Source organism: Kribbella ginsengisoli, from assembly GCF_039537185.1.
In the GTDB taxonomy this organism is placed as follows: domain Bacteria; phylum Actinomycetota; class Actinomycetes; order Propionibacteriales; family Kribbellaceae; genus Kribbella; species Kribbella koreensis.
On record NZ_BAABAA010000001.1, the window covers coordinates 1,351,051 to 1,367,888 of the forward strand.

19 protein-coding genes are annotated in these 16,838 nt (G+C 68.7%); 10 read left to right on the forward strand and 9 right to left on the reverse strand.

The window, feature by feature from the left end:
* Positions 1-15: 15 nt before the first annotated feature.
* Positions 16-681, forward strand: coding sequence for a lysoplasmalogenase family protein (locus tag ABD768_RS06000; protein ID WP_344838138.1), 666 nt, complete (start codon positions 16-18; stop codon positions 679-681).
* Positions 632-1,015, forward strand: a complete 384-nt coding sequence (locus ABD768_RS06005; RefSeq protein WP_344838140.1) for a YchJ family protein — start codon at positions 632-634, stop codon at positions 1,013-1,015. Before ABD768_RS06000 ends, ABD768_RS06005 begins: the two co-directional genes overlap by 50 nt.
* 20 nt (positions 1,016-1,035) lie before the next feature.
* Here the strand turns inward: ABD768_RS06005 and ABD768_RS06010 are convergent, their stop codons facing one another.
* From ABD768_RS06010 to hisD, 7 genes are all read right to left on the reverse strand, one after another.
* Positions 1,036-2,487 carry a serine/threonine-protein kinase gene (locus ABD768_RS06010; protein WP_344838143.1) on the reverse strand — a complete coding sequence of 484 codons (1,452 nt, stop codon included), beginning with the start codon at positions 2,485-2,487 and terminating at the stop codon, positions 1,036-1,038.
* Between the two features lie 104 nt (positions 2,488-2,591).
* A complete protein-coding gene (locus ABD768_RS06015) occupies positions 2,592-3,989 on the reverse strand; it encodes an alkaline phosphatase PhoX (protein WP_344838145.1) in 1,398 nt (465 codons plus the stop codon).
* Between the two features lie 80 nt (positions 3,990-4,069).
* Positions 4,070-4,630, reverse strand: coding sequence for a YciI family protein (locus tag ABD768_RS06020; protein WP_344838148.1), 561 nt, complete (start codon positions 4,628-4,630; stop codon positions 4,070-4,072).
* Positions 4,630-5,274 (reverse strand): imidazole glycerol phosphate synthase subunit HisH, encoded by a 645-nt coding sequence (gene hisH / locus ABD768_RS06025; protein WP_344838151.1) that lies wholly within the window; start codon positions 5,272-5,274, stop codon positions 4,630-4,632. Before hisH ends, ABD768_RS06020 begins: the two co-directional genes overlap by 1 nt.
* 10 nt (positions 5,275-5,284) lie before the next feature.
* Positions 5,285-5,884, reverse strand: coding sequence for an imidazoleglycerol-phosphate dehydratase HisB (hisB, locus tag ABD768_RS06030; RefSeq protein ID WP_344838154.1), 600 nt, complete (start codon positions 5,882-5,884; stop codon positions 5,285-5,287).
* Positions 5,881-6,999: a histidinol-phosphate transaminase gene (locus tag ABD768_RS06035; RefSeq protein WP_343968413.1), complete on the reverse strand. Its 1,119-nt coding sequence runs from the start codon at positions 6,997-6,999 to the stop codon at positions 5,881-5,883. The genes hisB and ABD768_RS06035 overlap by 4 nt, the downstream gene beginning before the upstream one ends.
* Positions 6,999-8,312 (reverse strand): histidinol dehydrogenase, encoded by a 1,314-nt coding sequence (hisD, locus tag ABD768_RS06040; protein ID WP_344838157.1) that lies wholly within the window; start codon positions 8,310-8,312, stop codon positions 6,999-7,001. The genes ABD768_RS06035 and hisD overlap by 1 nt, the downstream gene beginning before the upstream one ends.
* Positions 8,313-8,504: 192 nt before the next feature.
* Here hisD and ABD768_RS06045 point away from each other — a divergent pair, with 192 nt between their 5' ends.
* A complete protein-coding gene (locus tag ABD768_RS06045; RefSeq protein ID WP_343968417.1) occupies positions 8,505-9,173 on the forward strand; it encodes an LON peptidase substrate-binding domain-containing protein in 669 nt (222 codons plus the stop codon).
* Between the two features lie 13 nt (positions 9,174-9,186).
* Here the strand turns inward: ABD768_RS06045 and ABD768_RS06050 are convergent, their stop codons facing one another.
* A complete protein-coding gene (locus ABD768_RS06050; RefSeq protein WP_343968418.1) occupies positions 9,187-10,080 on the reverse strand; it encodes a LysR family transcriptional regulator in 894 nt (297 codons plus the stop codon).
* A gap of 147 nt (positions 10,081-10,227) precedes the next feature.
* Between ABD768_RS06050 and ABD768_RS06055 the strand changes: the two genes are divergently transcribed.
* The 6 genes from ABD768_RS06055 (at position 10,228) to ABD768_RS06080 (ending at position 13,886) form a co-directional block, all read left to right on the forward strand.
* Positions 10,228-10,851: an NADPH-dependent F420 reductase gene (locus tag ABD768_RS06055; protein ID WP_343968420.1), complete on the forward strand. Its 624-nt coding sequence runs from the start codon at positions 10,228-10,230 to the stop codon at positions 10,849-10,851.
* Between the two features lie 52 nt (positions 10,852-10,903).
* Positions 10,904-11,839, forward strand: a complete 936-nt coding sequence (locus ABD768_RS06060) for an SDR family oxidoreductase (RefSeq protein WP_344838163.1) — start codon at positions 10,904-10,906, stop codon at positions 11,837-11,839.
* A 61-nt stretch (positions 11,840-11,900) separates the two neighbouring features.
* The gene (locus tag ABD768_RS06065; protein ID WP_343968424.1) at positions 11,901-12,725 is read left to right on the forward strand and encodes a metalloregulator ArsR/SmtB family transcription factor; all 825 of its coding nucleotides are present in this window, start codon (positions 11,901-11,903) and stop codon (positions 12,723-12,725) included.
* Positions 12,722-13,309, forward strand: coding sequence for a dihydrofolate reductase family protein (locus ABD768_RS06070; protein ID WP_344838165.1), 588 nt, complete (start codon positions 12,722-12,724; stop codon positions 13,307-13,309). The genes ABD768_RS06065 and ABD768_RS06070 overlap by 4 nt, the downstream gene beginning before the upstream one ends.
* A 32-nt stretch (positions 13,310-13,341) precedes the next feature.
* Positions 13,342-13,578 carry a ribbon-helix-helix domain-containing protein gene (locus tag ABD768_RS06075; RefSeq protein WP_343968428.1) on the forward strand — a complete coding sequence of 79 codons (237 nt, stop codon included), beginning with the start codon at positions 13,342-13,344 and terminating at the stop codon, positions 13,576-13,578.
* Entirely contained in the window at positions 13,578-13,886 is a 309-nt protein-coding gene (locus ABD768_RS06080; protein ID WP_343968430.1) for a type II toxin-antitoxin system PemK/MazF family toxin, read from the forward strand. Before ABD768_RS06075 ends, ABD768_RS06080 begins: the two co-directional genes overlap by 1 nt.
* Positions 13,887-13,891: 5 nt before the next feature.
* Here ABD768_RS06080 and ilvD read toward each other — a convergent pair whose 3' ends face one another.
* Positions 13,892-15,742 (reverse strand): dihydroxy-acid dehydratase, encoded by a 1,851-nt coding sequence (ilvD, locus tag ABD768_RS06085; protein WP_344838170.1) that lies wholly within the window; start codon positions 15,740-15,742, stop codon positions 13,892-13,894.
* A gap of 123 nt (positions 15,743-15,865) precedes the next feature.
* Here ilvD and ABD768_RS06090 point away from each other — a divergent pair, with 123 nt between their 5' ends.
* The gene (locus ABD768_RS06090; protein ID WP_344838172.1) at positions 15,866-16,804 is read left to right on the forward strand and encodes an RNA polymerase sigma factor; all 939 of its coding nucleotides are present in this window, start codon (positions 15,866-15,868) and stop codon (positions 16,802-16,804) included.
* The last annotated feature ends 34 nt before the right edge of the window (positions 16,805-16,838 follow it).

Below are 16,838 nucleotides of genomic sequence, written 5' to 3' on the forward strand. Positions count from 1 at the left end.
GGGAGACTCCGGCGCATGAAGCTGGGACAGCTGGCGAGCGGGCGGCGGCGCTTGGCGGCGTACTGGGGTGCTGCGGCGATCCATGTCGCGGCAGTTGCCGTCGACATCAAACTGCTTAAGCAGACGAGCAAGGTGACGCTGATGCCCTTGCTGTTGTCCTGGACCCGGACGCAGGAGGACATCCCTCCGCTGATCCAGGCGGCGCTGCTCGCCTCGGCAGCCGGCGACCTGTTGCTGGAGACCGATCTGCAGCTGGCCGGTATCGCTGCCTTCGCTGCCGCCCACGCCTGCTACCTCGCCGTGTACCTCACCAAGCCCGGCGAGAAGTCGTGGCGGGTGCTGGCGGCGTACGGCGCGTTGTGGGCAGCCCTGATCGCCCTGCTCTCCAAGGACCTCGGCTCGCAACGGGTCCCTGTTGCGGCCTACGCATTGTTGCTCACAGCAACCGCTGTCGCCTCGGGCTGGCACGACAAGCGCAGCGGCCTCGGCGGGGCGCTGTTCCTCGTCTCCGACGCGCTGATCGCGATGCGGATGGCCGGTCGCGACTTCCCCGGACGCGGCGCGCTGGTGATGTCCACTTACGCCACTGGCCAGTACCTGCTCACTTCTGGTGCCAAGGCACAATCGGGGGATGGCCAAACGAACGCCCTGCCCCTGCGGCCTCGACGCCGCCTACGCTGACTGCTGCGGCAGCATCCACGAGGGCCGGACCCAGGCCACTACCGCCGAGCGACTCATGCGCTCGCGCTACTCCGCCTTCGCAGTACGAGACGCCGGCTACCTCCTCCGCAGCTGGCGCTCCACAACCCGCCCGCGCGAACTCCACCTCGAAGACGACATCGAGTGGACCGGCCTGGAAATCCTGAACGCCACCGACGGCACCCCCTTCCACACCGAAGGCACCGTCGAGTTCCGCGCGAACTACCTCGCCGCCGGCGAACCCGGCGACCAGACCGAGAACAGCCACTTCCTCCGCGAGAACGGGCTGTGGGTCTACGACGGCCCGGCCGGCTGAGATGGTGTCAGGCACCACGATCACGGCGCAGCTTCGTAGATCCGGGTTTCGTAGGTGATATCCACCAGCGTGCTCTGGCCGCCGGTACCGACGAAGAAGACAGGCTGCTCGCAGCCGCCGGTGTCTATCCAGCCGCTGGTCGCGGTGGCGAGCTGCCTGGCGTCCTTCCGGGTGGCCGTCTCCGGCGTGTCCGAATAGTCGACCCTTCCGGCAGTGATGGCGTCGCCCACACTGCGCCAGTGCGTCCGCATGGCTCGCGATCCGCAACCGTTCATCGTCAATGGGAAGTCCGGGATGTAGTTGGGTTGCTCCGAGAAGGCCCGGAAGAGATTGGCCAGCGAACGCTCGTTCGACGGCCTGAACTTGGCCATCGACCACGGGTCCGTCGGCGTCGGCGTTCTGGCAGCGGAGGATTTCGCAGAGCTTGGCCGGGTCGTGAGCGAGATCGTGGGCTGAGTCGATGTGGTCGCAGAGGACGCACTTACTGGAGGCTTCCTGTTGACGGTGAGCAGCGCAGCGACAACTACCGCAACAGTTGCGACCGCGATCGCCATCCCGGCTACGACCGGCCACCTGTTGCTGCGAGCCCCGCTTGAGGCCTGCAGCACGCCGGTATCCGACGACTGCCAGGTATCAGCAAGAGTTGCCGAGATCGCTCCGGGCTCGGACGTCTTGGTGAAGATGGTCAGCAGTTGAGCTGCCGTGGGCCGGGAACCGGCATCCGGCGAAAGCGCCGACTGCACGTGGCCGGCCATCGGATCGGGTAAGCCGGTGAGGTCGGCCAAACCGGAAAGTACCCGTTGGCTCACCTCCCGCGTCGGTCCGGTACCGAAGGGAGCCCGTCCCGTGGCTGCGTAGGCAACGGTCGCGCCCCACGCCCACACGTCAGTGGCAGGCCCGATCGTTTCGCCGAGCAGTTGCTCGGGGGCCATCCAGCCGGGCGATCCGACAACCGTGCCAGTGGCGGTCAAGGACGTGTCGTCCGGGTGGTGGGCGATACCGAAGTCGATGAGACGCGGGCCATCGGCGCTGAGGATCACGTTGGACGGCTTCAGATCCCGGTGGACCAGACCGACCGTATGGATGGCAGCGAGCCCTTCGGCGATGCCCGCCGCGAAGCCGGTCAGCATGCGATACCCCAAGGAGCCCCGGCTTGCGACGTACTCTGCGAGCGTGGGACCGGCCACGTACTCGGTGACCAGCCACGGCGGCGATGCCTCCAGGTCGGCGCCGAGGAATCGAACGCAGCAGCGACCACTGACGCGCTGACATGCTCCGACCTCTTGGCGGAACCTCGCAAGAAAGGCTTCGTCGCGTGCAAAGTCCGCACGGAGAACCTTGACCGCTACGTTTCCACTGCCGCTATCGGCAGAGTCGGCGAGGTACACGGTCCCCATCCCGCCCTGCCCGATCCGCGCGATGAGTCGATAGGGCCCGACCTCGACCGGATCGTCCTCGGTGAGCCGCTCCATAATCCTGTCCCCCACCTCTGTTGCGTTCTGCGCATGCTATCGATGCGCGGAGGCAGCCGGCCGTGCCTCGGGGCGGGGGGCACGGCCGGCGGTGGCGGGGTCGGTCAGCGGCGACGGCGCCAGGGGCCGGTGATGGCGTAGGTGATGCCGGGGGTGTAGATGTTGAAGAACATCGTGCGGCCGTCGGCGGAGAAGCCGACGCCGGAGAGTTCGCCGTACTCGGGAGCCTCGGGGGTGCCGTTGTTGACCCGGTTGCGGGCGAACTTGAAGACCTGGCCGTCCTCGGTGGTGCCGAGCAGGTGCTGGTCGCCGAGGCCGTCCTCGCACATCATCAGGCCGCCGTACGGCGACATGGTGATGTTGTCGGGTGAGTCGAACTCCGGGTTCGGGTCGGTCGGCACCGCGCGCTTGAAGATCAGCTCGAGCCGCAGCGTCTTGCGCCGCGGGTCGTACTTCCAGACCTGGCCGTTGTGCTCCATCTTCGGCCCGAGGCTGGTCAGCGCGAACGACGACACGAAGTACACGCACCGGTCGAGCACACCCCACCAGGCGCCTTCGAGCTTGTAGCCACCCGTGATCGGCTTGGCGAAGTCCTGCGCCCGCACCGACTCGCTGGTCGCCAGCGGATCAGGCACCTTGACCCACTCGACACCACGCAGCACGGTGCCCGCCTCCTGGATCACCGAAAGATCCGGTACGCCGGCCACGCGCATCGCCTGGAGTTCGCCACCCGCCCGGAGACTCCCCCAGCCGCCGCGCGGCCGGTTGGGCAGGAACCGGTAGAACCCGCCGAGCGGCGCCACGAACGCGTCCTCGGTCTCGTACACGATCCCGGTCGCCGGATCGATCGCGACCGCCTCGTGCTGGAACCGGCCCATCGCCTTCAACGGCACCGGGTTGCGGTTGCGGCGGTCGTCGTACGGATCGACCTCGAAGATGAAGCCGTGGTCCTTGGTGTAACCCTTGACGCCGGCCTTGTCCTCGGTCTCCTCGCAGGTCAGCCAGGTGCGCCAGGGCGTCTTGCCGCCGGAGCAGTTGATCGCCGTACCGCCGAGGGCGATGTACTCCTTCTCGAGGTGGTTGTGCCGGTCGACGATCAGCGTGCTGTTGCCGCCGCCCGCGCCCGGGTCGTACGTCCGCTCGGCCGGCCCTTTGACCGGGATCGGCGCGTCCGGATAGCACTCGTGGTTGCGGACCAGCCGCGACCCGCCGTGCCGGTCCGGGAAGGCACCCATCCCGTCGAACCGGCTCGGGACCAGCCCGCCGTCGGGCCGGGTGGCGCCTTCGCGCGACAGGATCTTGTAGCTGAAGCCCTTGGGCAGGTCGAGCATGCCGGCCGGATCCTCGACCAGCGGCCCGTAGCCCACCTTCGGGCCGGACGTACCGTGCGCCGGCTCGGAGGTGTAGAGCGCATCGACCGACCCCACCACCCCGACCGCAACACCGGCCGCAGCGGCACGAGCGACGAACTGACGTCTGGACAGGGGGCTCTCGATGGTCACAGGCGGTCTCCTTGTCAGCACAAGCAGTGGTCGCCAGTGAACCTACGGTGAACGCCAGTCGAACGGCAAGAGAACGCGTGTCAGGAATCGCTCTGTGAGCGCCCGCCCCGCTGCCAGCGACGGGCGGTGACCGTCATCGCCACTCCGCCGGTCAGCCCGTCGGCCGCGGGGCGGATCACATCGGCTGCCTCGGAGGGCGCGCCGGCGACTGCCGCGACGATGCCGATGGAGTGCGAGCCGTCGTCCTCGACAAGCAGCGCCACGAAGCTCAGCCGGTCGTCCTCGAGCAGCGACGGGGCCAGCTCGGTCAGGTCGGCCGGCTCCCACTCCGCGGTCACCAGGGCTCGCGGAGCGTCGTCCGGCCGATCGACCAGTACGACGGCTCGCGCGATCGTGAGCGGCTGGTAGTAACCAGCCGACCAGTAAGGCTCCTCGTAAGCGAACCGCTCAGCCGCCGCACGATCCGCGACATCGACGACATGCACACTCCCCGTGTGCTCCTCGCCGTCATCCGACAACGTCGGCCCGCGCAGGATCAGCCGATCGGCGAACCGATCCATATAGGACCAGTGCGCCTCGGACAGCTCGATCAGCCCGTCCAGGACATCCGGCTGATCCGCGCCGTGGACGTAGTACGGCACTAGAAGGACCGGATCCAGTTGGCCAGCAGCTCCGCGCCGGCGTCGCCCGACTTCTCGGGGTGGAACTGGGTCGCGGTCAGCGGCCCGTTCTCGACCGCGGCGACGAAACGGTCACCGCCGTACTCCGTCCAGGTCACCGTCGGGGTCACCGAGGCCCGGGTGTCGGTGAGATGCCAGTCGCGGACGCCGTACGAGTGGACGAAGTAGAAGCGTTCCTTCTCGATCCCGTCGAAGAGCTTCGTCGTACCGTCGACCGCGACGGTGTTCCAGCCCATGTGCGGGACCGGCTCGCCGCCGAGCGGTTGCAGCCGCTCGACGATGCCGGGCCACTGCTCGCAGCCCTCGGTCTCGACGCCGTGTTCGATGCCCTTGGCAAACAAGATCTGCATGCCGACGCAGATGCCGAGCACCGGCCGGCCACCGGTCAGCCGGCGGTCGACGATCTCGTCACCGCGGACTGCCTTCAGCCCGTTCATACAGGCCTCGAAGGCGCCGACGCCGGGGACCAGTAGTCCGTCGGCGTTCAGCGCCTGGTCGAAGTCGCTCGTCACCGTGACGTCGGCGCCGACCCGCTGCAGCGCGCGCTCGCCCGAGCGGATGTTGCCCGAGCCGTAGTCGAACAGCACGACCTTCTTAGCGGTCACAGTGCCAACCTCACAGGGCGCCCTTGGTCGACGGGATGCCCGGCTGCCGTGGGTCGAGCTCCGCGGCATCCCGCAGCGCCCGCGCGAACGCCTTGAACTGCGCCTCGACGATGTGGTGCGGATCGCGGCCGGACAGCACCCGGATGTGGATGCAGATCGCCGCGTTGAAGGCGAGCGTCTCGAACACGTGCTGAGTCAGCGAACCGGCGTAGTCGCCGCCGATGATCGCGTACACCTGTCCGTCGGGCTCGCCCGTGTGGACGCAGTACGGACGGCCGGACAGGTCGACCGTGCAGTGCACGAGCGCCTCGTCCAGCGGTACGGTCGCGTCGCCGAAGCGCCGGATGCCGCGCTTGTCGCCCAGCGCCTCCTTCAGCGCCTGGCCGATGCCGATCGCGGTGTCCTCGACCGTGTGGTGCGCGTCGATCTCGAGGTCGCCGACCGTGTTCACGTGCAGGTCGAGCAGCGCGTGCTTGGCCAGCGCGTTGAGCATGTGGTCGTAGAAGCCGACGCCGGTGGAGATCTCCGCCCGCCCGGTGCCGTCGAGGTCGAGCTCGACGAGCACCTTGGACTCGCTGGTCTCCCGGTCGACCCGGGCCGTTCTGGTCATAGTGACCTTCCTAGATCGGTCTTGAGCACCTTCTCCAGCGAAGCCCGGAAGGCGGCCATCTCGGCACCGGTGCCGATCGACACCCGCAGCCAGCCGTTCGGCCCGGTCTCGCGGATCAGTACGCCGTCGTCCAGCAGCGACTGCCACACCGCGTGCCGGTCGGCGAAGGTGCCGAAGAGGACGAAGTTCGCATCCGAATCGACCGCGCGCAGCCCCTGCGCCCGCAGCCACTCCACTGTCTCATCACGCTCGGTCCGCAACTGGCCGACCCGGCCGAGCAACTCGTCGGAGTGCCGCAACGCGGCCCGCGCGACCGCCTGGGTCACCGCCGACAGGTGGTACGGCAGCCGGACGATGCGCAGGGCATCGACCAGTTGCTTGCTCGCGGCAAGGTACCCGACGCGGGCACCCGCCAGAGCGAAAGCCTTGGACGTCGTCCGGGCCACCGCCAGATTGGGGTACGACGGCAACAACGTGACCGCGCTCGGCGTACCGGTACGCCGGAACTCCGCGTACGCCTCGTCGACCACCAGCACCGCGCCGATCGCGGCTGTCCGGGCGGCGACCGCTTCGACCAGCTGGATCGGCAGCGCAGTGCCGGTGGGGTTGTTGGGTGAGGCGAGCAGGACGACCGACGGCCGGTGTCGCGAGATGGCCGCGAGCGCTTTGCTCTGGTCGAGGGTGAAGTCCTCCGAGCGGCGACCGGTGACCCACGCGGTGTTGGTGTCGCGGGCGTACTCCGGATACATCGAGTACGTCGGGGCGAACGACAGCGCAGTACGGCCTGGTCCACCGAAGGCCTGCAGGATGTGCAGCATCACCTCGTTGGAACCGTTGGCCGCCCACACCTGCTCGGCCGTGAGCTGGGCACCGGACTCCCGGGCCAGGTACGCCGCGAAATCGGCGCGCAGGGCAAGGAACTCGCGGTCGGGGTAGCGGTTCAGCCCGCGCGCCGCCTCGGCCACCGACGCGGTGATGTCCGCGACGATCGCCTCGCTCGGCGGGTACGGGTTCTCGTTGACGTTGAGCAGGACGGGGACGTCCAGCTGCGGCGCGCCGTACGGCTCGAAGCTCTTCAGCTCGTCGCGGATCGGCAGCCCATCGAAACGGCCCATCAGTCCTCACTCTTGAAGCGCACCGACACGGCGGCGCCGTGCGCAGGCAGATCCTCGGCGTGGGCGAGCGCCACCACGTGCCCTGCTACCTCTTGCAGGGCCTCGCGGGTGTAGTTCACGACGTGCATCGCTTTCAGGAAGCTGCGCACGGACAGGCCGGACGAGTGGCACGCGCAGCCGGCGGTCGGCAGCACGTGGTTCGACCCGGCGCAGTAGTCGCCCAGCGAGACCGGCGACCAGCCGCCGACGAAGACCGCGCCGGCGTTGCTGATCTGCAGCGAACGCTCCTCGGCGTCGACCGTCTGGATCTCCAGGTGCTCGGCCGCATACGCATCCACAACGGCCGTGCCCTGGTCCAGGTCATCGACCAGTACGACGGCCGACTGCTGGCCGCCCAGTGCTTCCGCGACCCGCTCGTGGTGCTTGGTCTGCGGAACCTGGATGGCCAGCTCGGCCTCGACAGCCGCGGCGAGCGTCTCGCTCGGGGTGACGAGCACGCTGGCCGCCATCGGGTCGTGCTCGGCCTGGCTGATCAGGTCGGCGGCCACGTGGGCCGCATTGGCGGAGTCGTCGGCCAGTACGGCGATCTCGGTCGGCCCGGCCTCGGAGTCGATGCCGACCTCGCTCTGCACGAACCGCTTGGCCGCGACCACGTAGATGTTGCCCGGCCCGGTGATCAGGTTGACCTTGCGGCAGCCCTCGAAGCCGTACGCGAACCCGGCGATCGCCTGCGCGCCGCCCATCGCGTACACCTCGTCGATCCCGAGCATCGCGCACACCGCGAGCACGGTCGGGTGCGGCAGTCCGCCGAATTCCTTCTGCGGCGGCGATGCCAACGCCAACGACGTGACCCCGGCTACCTGCGCCGGTACGACGTTCATCACCACGCTGGACGCCAACGGCGCGCGGCCGCCGGGCACGTAGAGCCCGACCCGCTGCACCGGCACCAGCCGCTGGGTCACCCGGCCACCCGGGGCAGGCTGCGACTCGACGTCACTGCCCCGCTCGTCCATGCTGACCTCACGCACCCGCCGGATCGACTCCTCAAGCGCGGCGCGGACCTCTGGATCAAGCTCCTCCAGCGCCGTCTTCAACGCCTCGGCAGGGACCCGCAACTCCGCCACGGCCACATGGTCGAACTTCTCGCCGTACTCCCTGATCGCCTCGAGCCCGCGATGACGGACGTCCAGGCAGATCGGTCGGACGACGTCGAGGGCAGCCTCGACGTCGAACACGGCTCGGGGAACCAGGGCCTGAAGGTTGAGAACCTCTCCAGCAGCCACTCGGCCCCGCAGGTCGACGCGGCGAATCATGAGCCTCAGTCTAGTGGTCGGCTCCCCCGGCCCCCGCGCGCCGTCTACTGCGCGGACCACGGCGGCGAGTGGTTGCCACGGGCATGCCTGACGATCCCCCCTCAGTCGCGAGCAGGTGCTCGGTGCGAGGTGCCGTGCCGGGTGCCGCGCAGCACGAGGGGGGATCGTCAGGCATGCCCTAGGCTCAACGGTATGGACTCCCGCCTGCCGCTTCTCACTGTCGACACAGTGATCTTTCCTGGGCTGGTGCTTCCTATCCCGGTCACGGACGTCCAGGGGCGGTCGGTGATCCGGGATCTGGTCGAGAACGGCGGCGAGATGGTCTGCGGCGCAGTCGCGGTCCGGGACGGGTACGAGCTGGGCGACCGGGTGTTCCGGTCGCTGTACGGCACCGGCTGCGCGGCGACGATCTCGGAGATCTCGCTCGACATCGACGACGACGGCCCGGTCGAGGTCACCCTGACCGGCAACCGGCGCTTCAAGGTCGCCGAGCTCGACAGTGGCGGCGACTACCTCGTCGCCGACGTCGAGTGGCTCGACGAGGAACCAGGCGACGATCCCCTCGGCACTGCGACCGTCGCGGTCGAGCGCTTCCGCCGGTACGCCGCTGCCGTCAGCGAGATCTCGCAACCCGGCCTGCACATCGGCGCACTCCCCGACGAGCCCGGCACACTCTCATACCTGATCTCGGCCGCGATGACGCTGGTCACCCCCGACCGCCAGAAGCTCCTCGAAGCCCTCGACACCACCACCCGCCTGGCCCAGCTCGTCGGCCTCCTCGACACCGAGCTGGCCGCGATCACCGCCCTCCCGTCCCTCCCCGCGATCGACCTCGCCTGGGCCGACATGTCCCCCAACTGAGGTCGGTTACGGTTCAGGCTCGATCGCCTGCGTAGGCCTCGTAGTTTCCACACTCTGCGGTGATCTCGGCCGTCGCCTGCGCCGCGGCGAAGAAATCCTCGGCCAGCGGCGAGATGCGTGAGGCCGCCATCGCGAGGCACACCTGGTCAGGCGCGAGCTCCGGGATGGATACGTAGCCGATGTCCGGACGCGAGTAGAACAGCGTCTCCGAACGCGCCACGAACGAGATGCCCCGGCCGGCCGCGACGTGCTCGAGTTTCTCCTCCACGCCGCGCACCCGGAGCCCGGAGTCGGGGTGTGGGCGCCTGGTGGGGTGCGTGCTCGGGCCGGCATGCCAGACCAGCGGCTCACCGGCCAGGTCGGCCTCGGTGACCTCCTCCTTGCCGGCCAACCGATGGCCTGCGGGCAGTACCACCATGAGCGGCTCGGCGTACAGCGGGATCACGCGCAGGCCGGTCTCGTCGATGGGCAGCCGCACATAGCCGACGTCGATACGGCCGTCCAGCAGCATCGGTGCCTGGTCGTCCCACTCGATCCGCTGCACGTCCACGACCACGTCCGGATGCCGGGCCTCGAACGCCTGGGCCGCCGGGATGACCGGGATCCCGGTCCGGAAGCCGACCGCCAGTCGCCGGCTGCCGTGGGCAGCCACGGTCACCCGGCGGCGGACCGCGTCCGCCGAGGCGAGCAGCGGACCGGAGTCGGTCAGTAATTGCCGGCCGGCGTCGGTCAGCGCCACGCCGTGGCGGTCCCTGGTGAACAGCGCCGCGCCCAGATCCTTCTCCAGCGCGCGGATCTGGCGGCTGAGGGCCGGCTGCGCGATATGCAGCTCTTCAGCGGCGCGGCCGAAGTGCAACTGCTCGGCGACGGCGAGGAAGTAGCGCAGTTTGCGCAGGTCCAGATCCATGACGCCTCCCGCCTCCGGTGATGCCGCCAAGGTATCACCACGGCTGAAAGAGGTCTTGGACACCAACTCCGGTCAATGGCAGCCTCAATATGCAACTTCAATGAAATCGATTGTGTTTTTGCAGACCACAGGAAATGAGAACACCTTATGAGTAGCATCACCATCATCGGCACCGGGAACATGGCGCGGACGATCGGCACGCTCGCGGTGGCGGGCGGCAACAGCGTCGAGGTCATGGGACGCGATCAGTCCAAGCGCGACGACCTGGCCAAGGCTCTGGGCGGCGGCGCGACGACGGGCGAGTGGGGCGCCGTCCCGGCCGGGGACATCGTCATCACGGCTCTTTTGGCCGACGGTGTCGTACCGGTCGTCGCCGAGTACGCAGACGCCCTCGCGGGCAAGGTCATCGTCGACATCAGCAACCCCTTCAACGCCACGTTCGACGGGCTGGCCCACGGCGCGGAGACCTCGATCGCGCAGGAGGCCGCCAAGGTGGCCCCGGCCGGCGCCAGCGTGGTGAAGGCGTTCAACACCATCTTCCGCAACGTCTTGGAGAAGGGCCGGCCCGACGTCTTCATCGCCGGCGACGACGCGCCGGCCAAGGCGGGCGTGGCGGCGTTCGTCGAGAGCCTCGGGCTGCGCCCGCTGGATGCCGGCGGGCTGAAAATGGCGCACTGGCTGGAAGGAATGGGCCTGGTCACGGTGAGCCTGGCCGGAAACGGGGTCGGCCACTTCGACTTCGCCCTCGGCGTCAGCGAATTCACCGGCTGAACGCACTCGTACCGCCATTCTTTTCGCCGCATCATTCACAAGGAGCAGTAGCGTGCGCGTTTTCGTCACCGGCGGGACCGGCCATTCCGGTTCGTACATCATTCCCGAGCTGATCGCCGCCGGGCACGAGGTCACCGGCCTGGCCCGGTCGGACCCGGCCGCGGCGGCACTGTCCGCGCTCGGCGCCAAGGTGCGTCGCGGCGACCTCCAGGATCTCGACGGGCTCATGGAGGCAGCCGCCGACTCCGACGGCGTCATCCACGTCGCACACCGCCAAGACCTGCTTCCGTACGGCGGGATGGACGCCGTATCCGCCGCAGAACTCCCGATCATGCTCGCGTACGGCGAGGCGCTCGCGGGAACTCACAAGCCCCTGGTCGCGGCAGGAAGCATCGGGTCGTCCGGGCAACTGGGCCGGCCGGCCACCGAGGAAGACCCCGCCCTCCCCGTCGGCGACGAGCACAAGGGCACTCTGCGGGTTCGCAACGTCGTGGAAACCGCCGTCCTCGACCTCGCCGAACGCGAAGTCCGGTCGTCGGTCGTACGGATCGCCAACATCGCCCACAGCACCACCGACCAGGCCGGCTTCCTCCCCACCCTGATCGCACTCGCGAAAGAAAAAGGCTTCGCCGGCTACCCCGGAGACGGCACAAACCTGTGGAACGCCGTACACATCCGCGACGTCGCCTCCCTGTTCCGCCTGGCGCTGGAGAAAGGCCCGGCCGGCAAACACTGGCACGCGGTCCAGGATGAAGGCATCCCGCTCCGCCAGATCGCCGAAGCCATCGGCAACCGCCTGGGCCTGCCCGCCGTAAGCATCCCCCTCGACGAACTGATGCTGCCGGGCTACTTCGGGTTCCTCGCGAACATCGTCACGCAGAGCTACCCGGCCTCCAACCTCATCACCCGCCGGACCCTCGGCTGGGAACCCACCCAACCCGGCCTGCTCACCGACCTGGACAACGGCCACTACTTCCCCACCGCCTGACTGCTGGGTGATCAGAAATATTCCTTGACAGGAATATTCTCCATGGGGAATGCTTTGGGTCATGGACGCACTGATCACCGCACTTGCCGACCCGGCTCGGTGGCGGCTGGTGGAGTTACTGGCCGAGCGGCCGAGGTCGGTGGGAGTGCTGGCTCAGCTTGCGGAGGCGCGGCAGCCCCAGACGACCAAGCATCTACAGACGCTGGAGCGGGCCGGGGTTGTCACCTCGGAGCGCACTGGGCAGCGGCGGGTCTATGCGCTGCAGTCCCATCCGCTGCGGGAGCTAGCGGCCGCGCTCAACCGATTGGCCGACAGCGCTGACCAGGTCAGCGAGAGCTTCGATCGACACCGGCTCAGCGTCGACGCTGAGCGGCTCGCCGCCGAAGAGGCCGGCTGGGCCGATGGACGGGCCTTCAGGTTCGTACGGTCATTGCCGGCATCTGCCGAGCAGGTATGGCGGTATCTGACCGAGGTCGAGCTGCTGGCTCAGTGGTGGGCGCCGGAGGATCTTCGGGTTTCGGAGCTCGTCTTCGAGGCGCGACCGGGTGGGCGGGTCGTACTGGAGTACCGCGACGCGGAGGATGCCGACGGCTCCGACCAGGTCGCGGGCCGTTCCGAAGGAGTCGTCACCGACGTACGGGCCGGCGAGCAGCTCGCTTACCGCAACTCCCCTGTGCTGCCTGACGGAAGTACCGCCTTCACCGCTCACACCGGCTACACGCTCCGGCCGTCCGACGCCGGGACCGAACTGGAGGTCGAGCTGCGGATCACCGACAGCACGATCCAGTCCGCCGACTTCATCGCAGGGATCGAGCTCGGCTTCGGCCAGAGCCTCGACAAGCTCGCGGCGACCCTCGCCGCCACCACCCCAAGGAGTGCGCAATGACCCGTCTGGTGACCGCGAACCTCAGCCTCTCCCTCGACGGCCGCTACAACGGCCCCGGCGGCCCGTACGACCTGGCCGCGATCGTCCCGTACGCGACCACCGACGTGGCCCGCGACCACCTGACCCGCCTGCACGAGAACGCCACCACGGCAGTCCTCGGGCGGCTCAACGCCGAAGGATTCCTGGGCTTCTGGCCGACGATCATCGGCAACCAGGACGCCGACCCGCGCGATCGCGGCTACGCGCAGTGGCTCGTCGACACCGACAAGGTCGTCTTCTCCACCACTCTCACCGAGGCACCCTGGGAGCGGACCCGCCTCGTGAACGGCCCCGTCGCGGACGTCGTCACCGAGCTCAAGGCGACCGGCGAGGGCGAGATCCTGGTCAACAGCAGCGCCAGCATCATCAAGGCACTGCTCGCCGCGGACCTGCTCGACCGGCTCTACCTGATGGTCACCCCCGAGATCGCCGGCGGCGGAGAGCGCCTGTTCGAGGACGGCGTACCGGCGACGAAGTGGGCCGTCACGCATCAGGAGACCGGCAAGCTCGGCGAGCTGGCGATGGTCTACGACCGCGTGCGGTAGAGAATTGAATCCCAGAACGGTATGGTTCTGGTATGAGCAAGCAGATCACCGTACGGCTGCCGGACGAGCTCGTCGAGTTCATGGACCGGTTGGTTGATGACAACAAGGCGCCCAGCCGGGCGTCGGTGGTCGCGCGCGCGATGGAGCGGGAGCGCCGGCGTGAGCTGGCCGAGCGGGACGCGGCCATCCTCGCCGCCCACGGAGACTACGAAGACCTCGACGGACTGGCGGTCGCCGCCGGTGGGACCGTACTGACCGACCTCGACTGATGCGGCCACTGCACATCGCCCGGCTGGACAAACCCCGGCCGGTCGTCGTCCTGACCCGCGAGCTGATCCGGCCGCGACTGACCAACGTCACCGTCGCCCCGATCACCAGCACCATCCGCGGCCTGTCGACCGAGGTACTGGTCGGCGCCCAGAACGGCCTGGATCACCCCAGCGCGATCAGCTGCGACAACATCCAGACCATCCCGAAACTCCAGCTCGGCCGCCTGATCGGCTACCTCCTCCCCGACCAGGAAGCAGCCCTCGCCGAGGCAATCACCCTCGCCTTCGACCTCGAAGGCGATCTGTAAGAAGGTCAGCCGAGTTTGCTGACGTCGCGGACGGCGCCCTTGTCGGCGCTGGTCGCCATGGCGGCGTAGGCGCGCAGTGCGGCGGACACCTTGCGATCGCGCGCCTTCGGGGCGTAGACCCCGCCGAGCGCCTCGCGGCGAGCAGCCAGTACGTCGTCGGTCACCAGCAACTCGATCGACCGGCCGGGGATGTCGATCCGGATCCGGTCGCCGTCCTCCACCAGCGCGATCGTCCCGCCCGACGCCGCTTCCGGCGACGCGTGACCGATCGACAATCCCGAAGTACCGCCGGAGAAGCGGCCGTCGGTGATCAGCGCGCAGACCTTGCCCAGCCCACGACCCTTCAGGAACGAGGTCGGGTAGAGCATCTCCTGCATCCCGGGACCACCCTTGGGCCCTTCGTACCGGATGACCACCACGTCGCCCGGCTTGATCGCCTTGGCCAGGATCTTCTCGACCGCCTCTTCCTGCGACTCGCAGACCACGGCCGGCCCCTCGAAGGTCCAGATCGACTCGTCGACGCCGGCCGTCTTCACGACACAGCCGTCGACCGCGAGGTTGCCCTTCAGCACCGCCAGCCCGCCGTCGACCGAGTACGCGTGCGCCGCATCGCGGATGCACCCACCAGCCGCGTCGGTGTCCAGCGTCTCCCAACGCTCGGACTGCGAGAACGCCGTCGCCGACCGCTTGCAACCAGGGGCCGCGTGCCACAACTCGACCGCCTCGGCCGACGGTGATCCGCCGCGCACATCCCAGGTCTTCAGCCAGTCGTCGATCGAGGCGCTGTGCACGGTGTGGATGTCCTCGTTCAGCAACCCGGCCCGGTACAGCTCGCCGAGGATCGCCGGGATGCCACCGGCGCGGTGCACGTCCTCCATGTAGTACGTGCCACCGGGAGCGACGTTCGGCGCGACCTTCGCCAGGCAGGGCACGCGACGCGAGACGGCGTTGATGTCGTCCAGGTCGAAGTCGACCTCGGCCTCTTGGGCTGCCGCGAGCAGGTGCAGGATCGTGTTGGTCGAGCCGCCCATCGCGATGTCGAGCGCCATCGCGTTCTCGAAGGCCGCGCGGGACGCGACGTTGCGCGGCAGGACGGTCTCGTCGTCCGTCTCGTAGTACCGCCTGGTGATCTCGACGACCGTCCGGCCGGCGTTCTCGTACAGGGCCTTGCGGGCGGTGTGGGTGGCGAGCACCGAGCCGTTGCCCGGCAGCGCCAGGCCGATCGCCTCGGCCAGGCAGTTCATCGAGTTGGCGGTGAACATGCCCGAACACGAGCCGCAGGTCGGGCAGGCGTTCTCCTCGATCCGCAGGATGTCGGCGTCGGAGACGTTCTCGTTGACGGCCTCGGACATCGCGTCGATCAGGTCCAGCTTGCGGACGGTGCCGTCGACCAGGGTGGCCCGGCCGGCCTCCATCGGGCCGCCGGAGACGAACACGGTCGGGATGTTCAGCCGGAGCGCGGCCATCAGCATGCCCGGGGTGATCTTGTCGCAGTTCGAGATGCAGATCAGCGCGTCGGCGCAGTGCGCCTCGACCATGTACTCGACCGAGTCGGCGATCAGGTCGCGGGACGGCAGGCTGTAGAGCATCCCGCCGTGGCCCATCGCGATGCCGTCGTCGACCGCGATCGTGTTGAACTCGCGGGCGATCCCGCCGGCCGCCTGGATCGCCTCGGAGACGATCCGGCCGACCGGTTGCAGGTGGGTGTGACCCGGGACGAACTCGGTGAAGCTGTTCGCTACCGCGATGAGCGGCTTGCCGAAGTCCTCTCGGGCGACGCCGGAGGCCATCATGAGGGCGCGGGCGCCCGCCATGTTGCGGCCGTGGGTGACGGTACGGGACCTCAGTTCAGGCACGACGATCTCTCCAAATCCACTGGCGAACGACTGCTTGTCATGGTGCCACTCCAGGTCCAGATGTCGAAACACTGGTCCCGTATACCAAGAATGCGACTGGTCGGCAGCACGTATCTTGGCCCTGTGGACGACGCAGAGCTGGTACGAGCGGCCCAGTCCGGCGACGTCGCCGCCCTCGGCCTCCTGCTCGCCCGGCACCGGCCCGGGATGACCGCCGTCGCGATCAGCGTGCTCGGCTACGGCCCCGACGCCGAGGACGCCGTCCAGGAGGCGGCGACGGTCGCGCTGGCCCGGATCGGCGACGTCCGGGACCCGGAGGCGATCGGGCCATGGCTGCGCCAGATCGTTCGCAATGCTTGCCGGATGCAACTACGTGCCAGGCAGCCGTTGCCGCTCGATGAGCACCTCCACGCGGTACCACCGTCCGCCGAGCCCGATCCCGCCCAGCTCCTGGAGCAGCACGCGTCCCGCGACTGGGTGTGGCATGCGCTGGAACGCTTGTCGCCACCCCTGCGACTCGTGGTCATGTTGAGGCACTTCAGCGGCGTCACGGCGTACCAGGACATCGCCGCCACCTGCGGAGTGCCGGTCGGTACCGTCCGCAGCCGGCTGTCCGAGGCCCGCAGCAAGCTCTGCGCGAGCCTCCTGGCGACAGCGGACGACGCGTACGGCGACGTGTCGGCACTCGCCTCGGTACGACGCCGCCAGGTCGAGGACGTCCTCGTCGCGGCGCAACGTGGCGACCTGCCCGACGTGCTGGCCGCGTCCTGGTCACCCGAGGCGGAGTTCGTCTTCTCGGGCGGCCTTCACCTGAAGGGCTTCGACGCCTTCGTCAAGGGGATGGACCACGACATCGACCTCGGTGTCCGTGGGCGGATCACCAACGTCGTCGCCAGCCATGACCTCACGGTCGCCGAGATCGACCTGATCAACCCCGCCCACGACCCGTACCACTGCCCGCCGGCCGTCGTCTGGGTCCAGCAGCTGAGCGACGGCCTGGTGCAGAGCTGCAGGTTCTTCCACGCCAGCCGGGCCGGGCAGGCGCACGCCATCTCAGCGTGATCCAGTTCACAATCAAACGATCGAACTTCGGCCG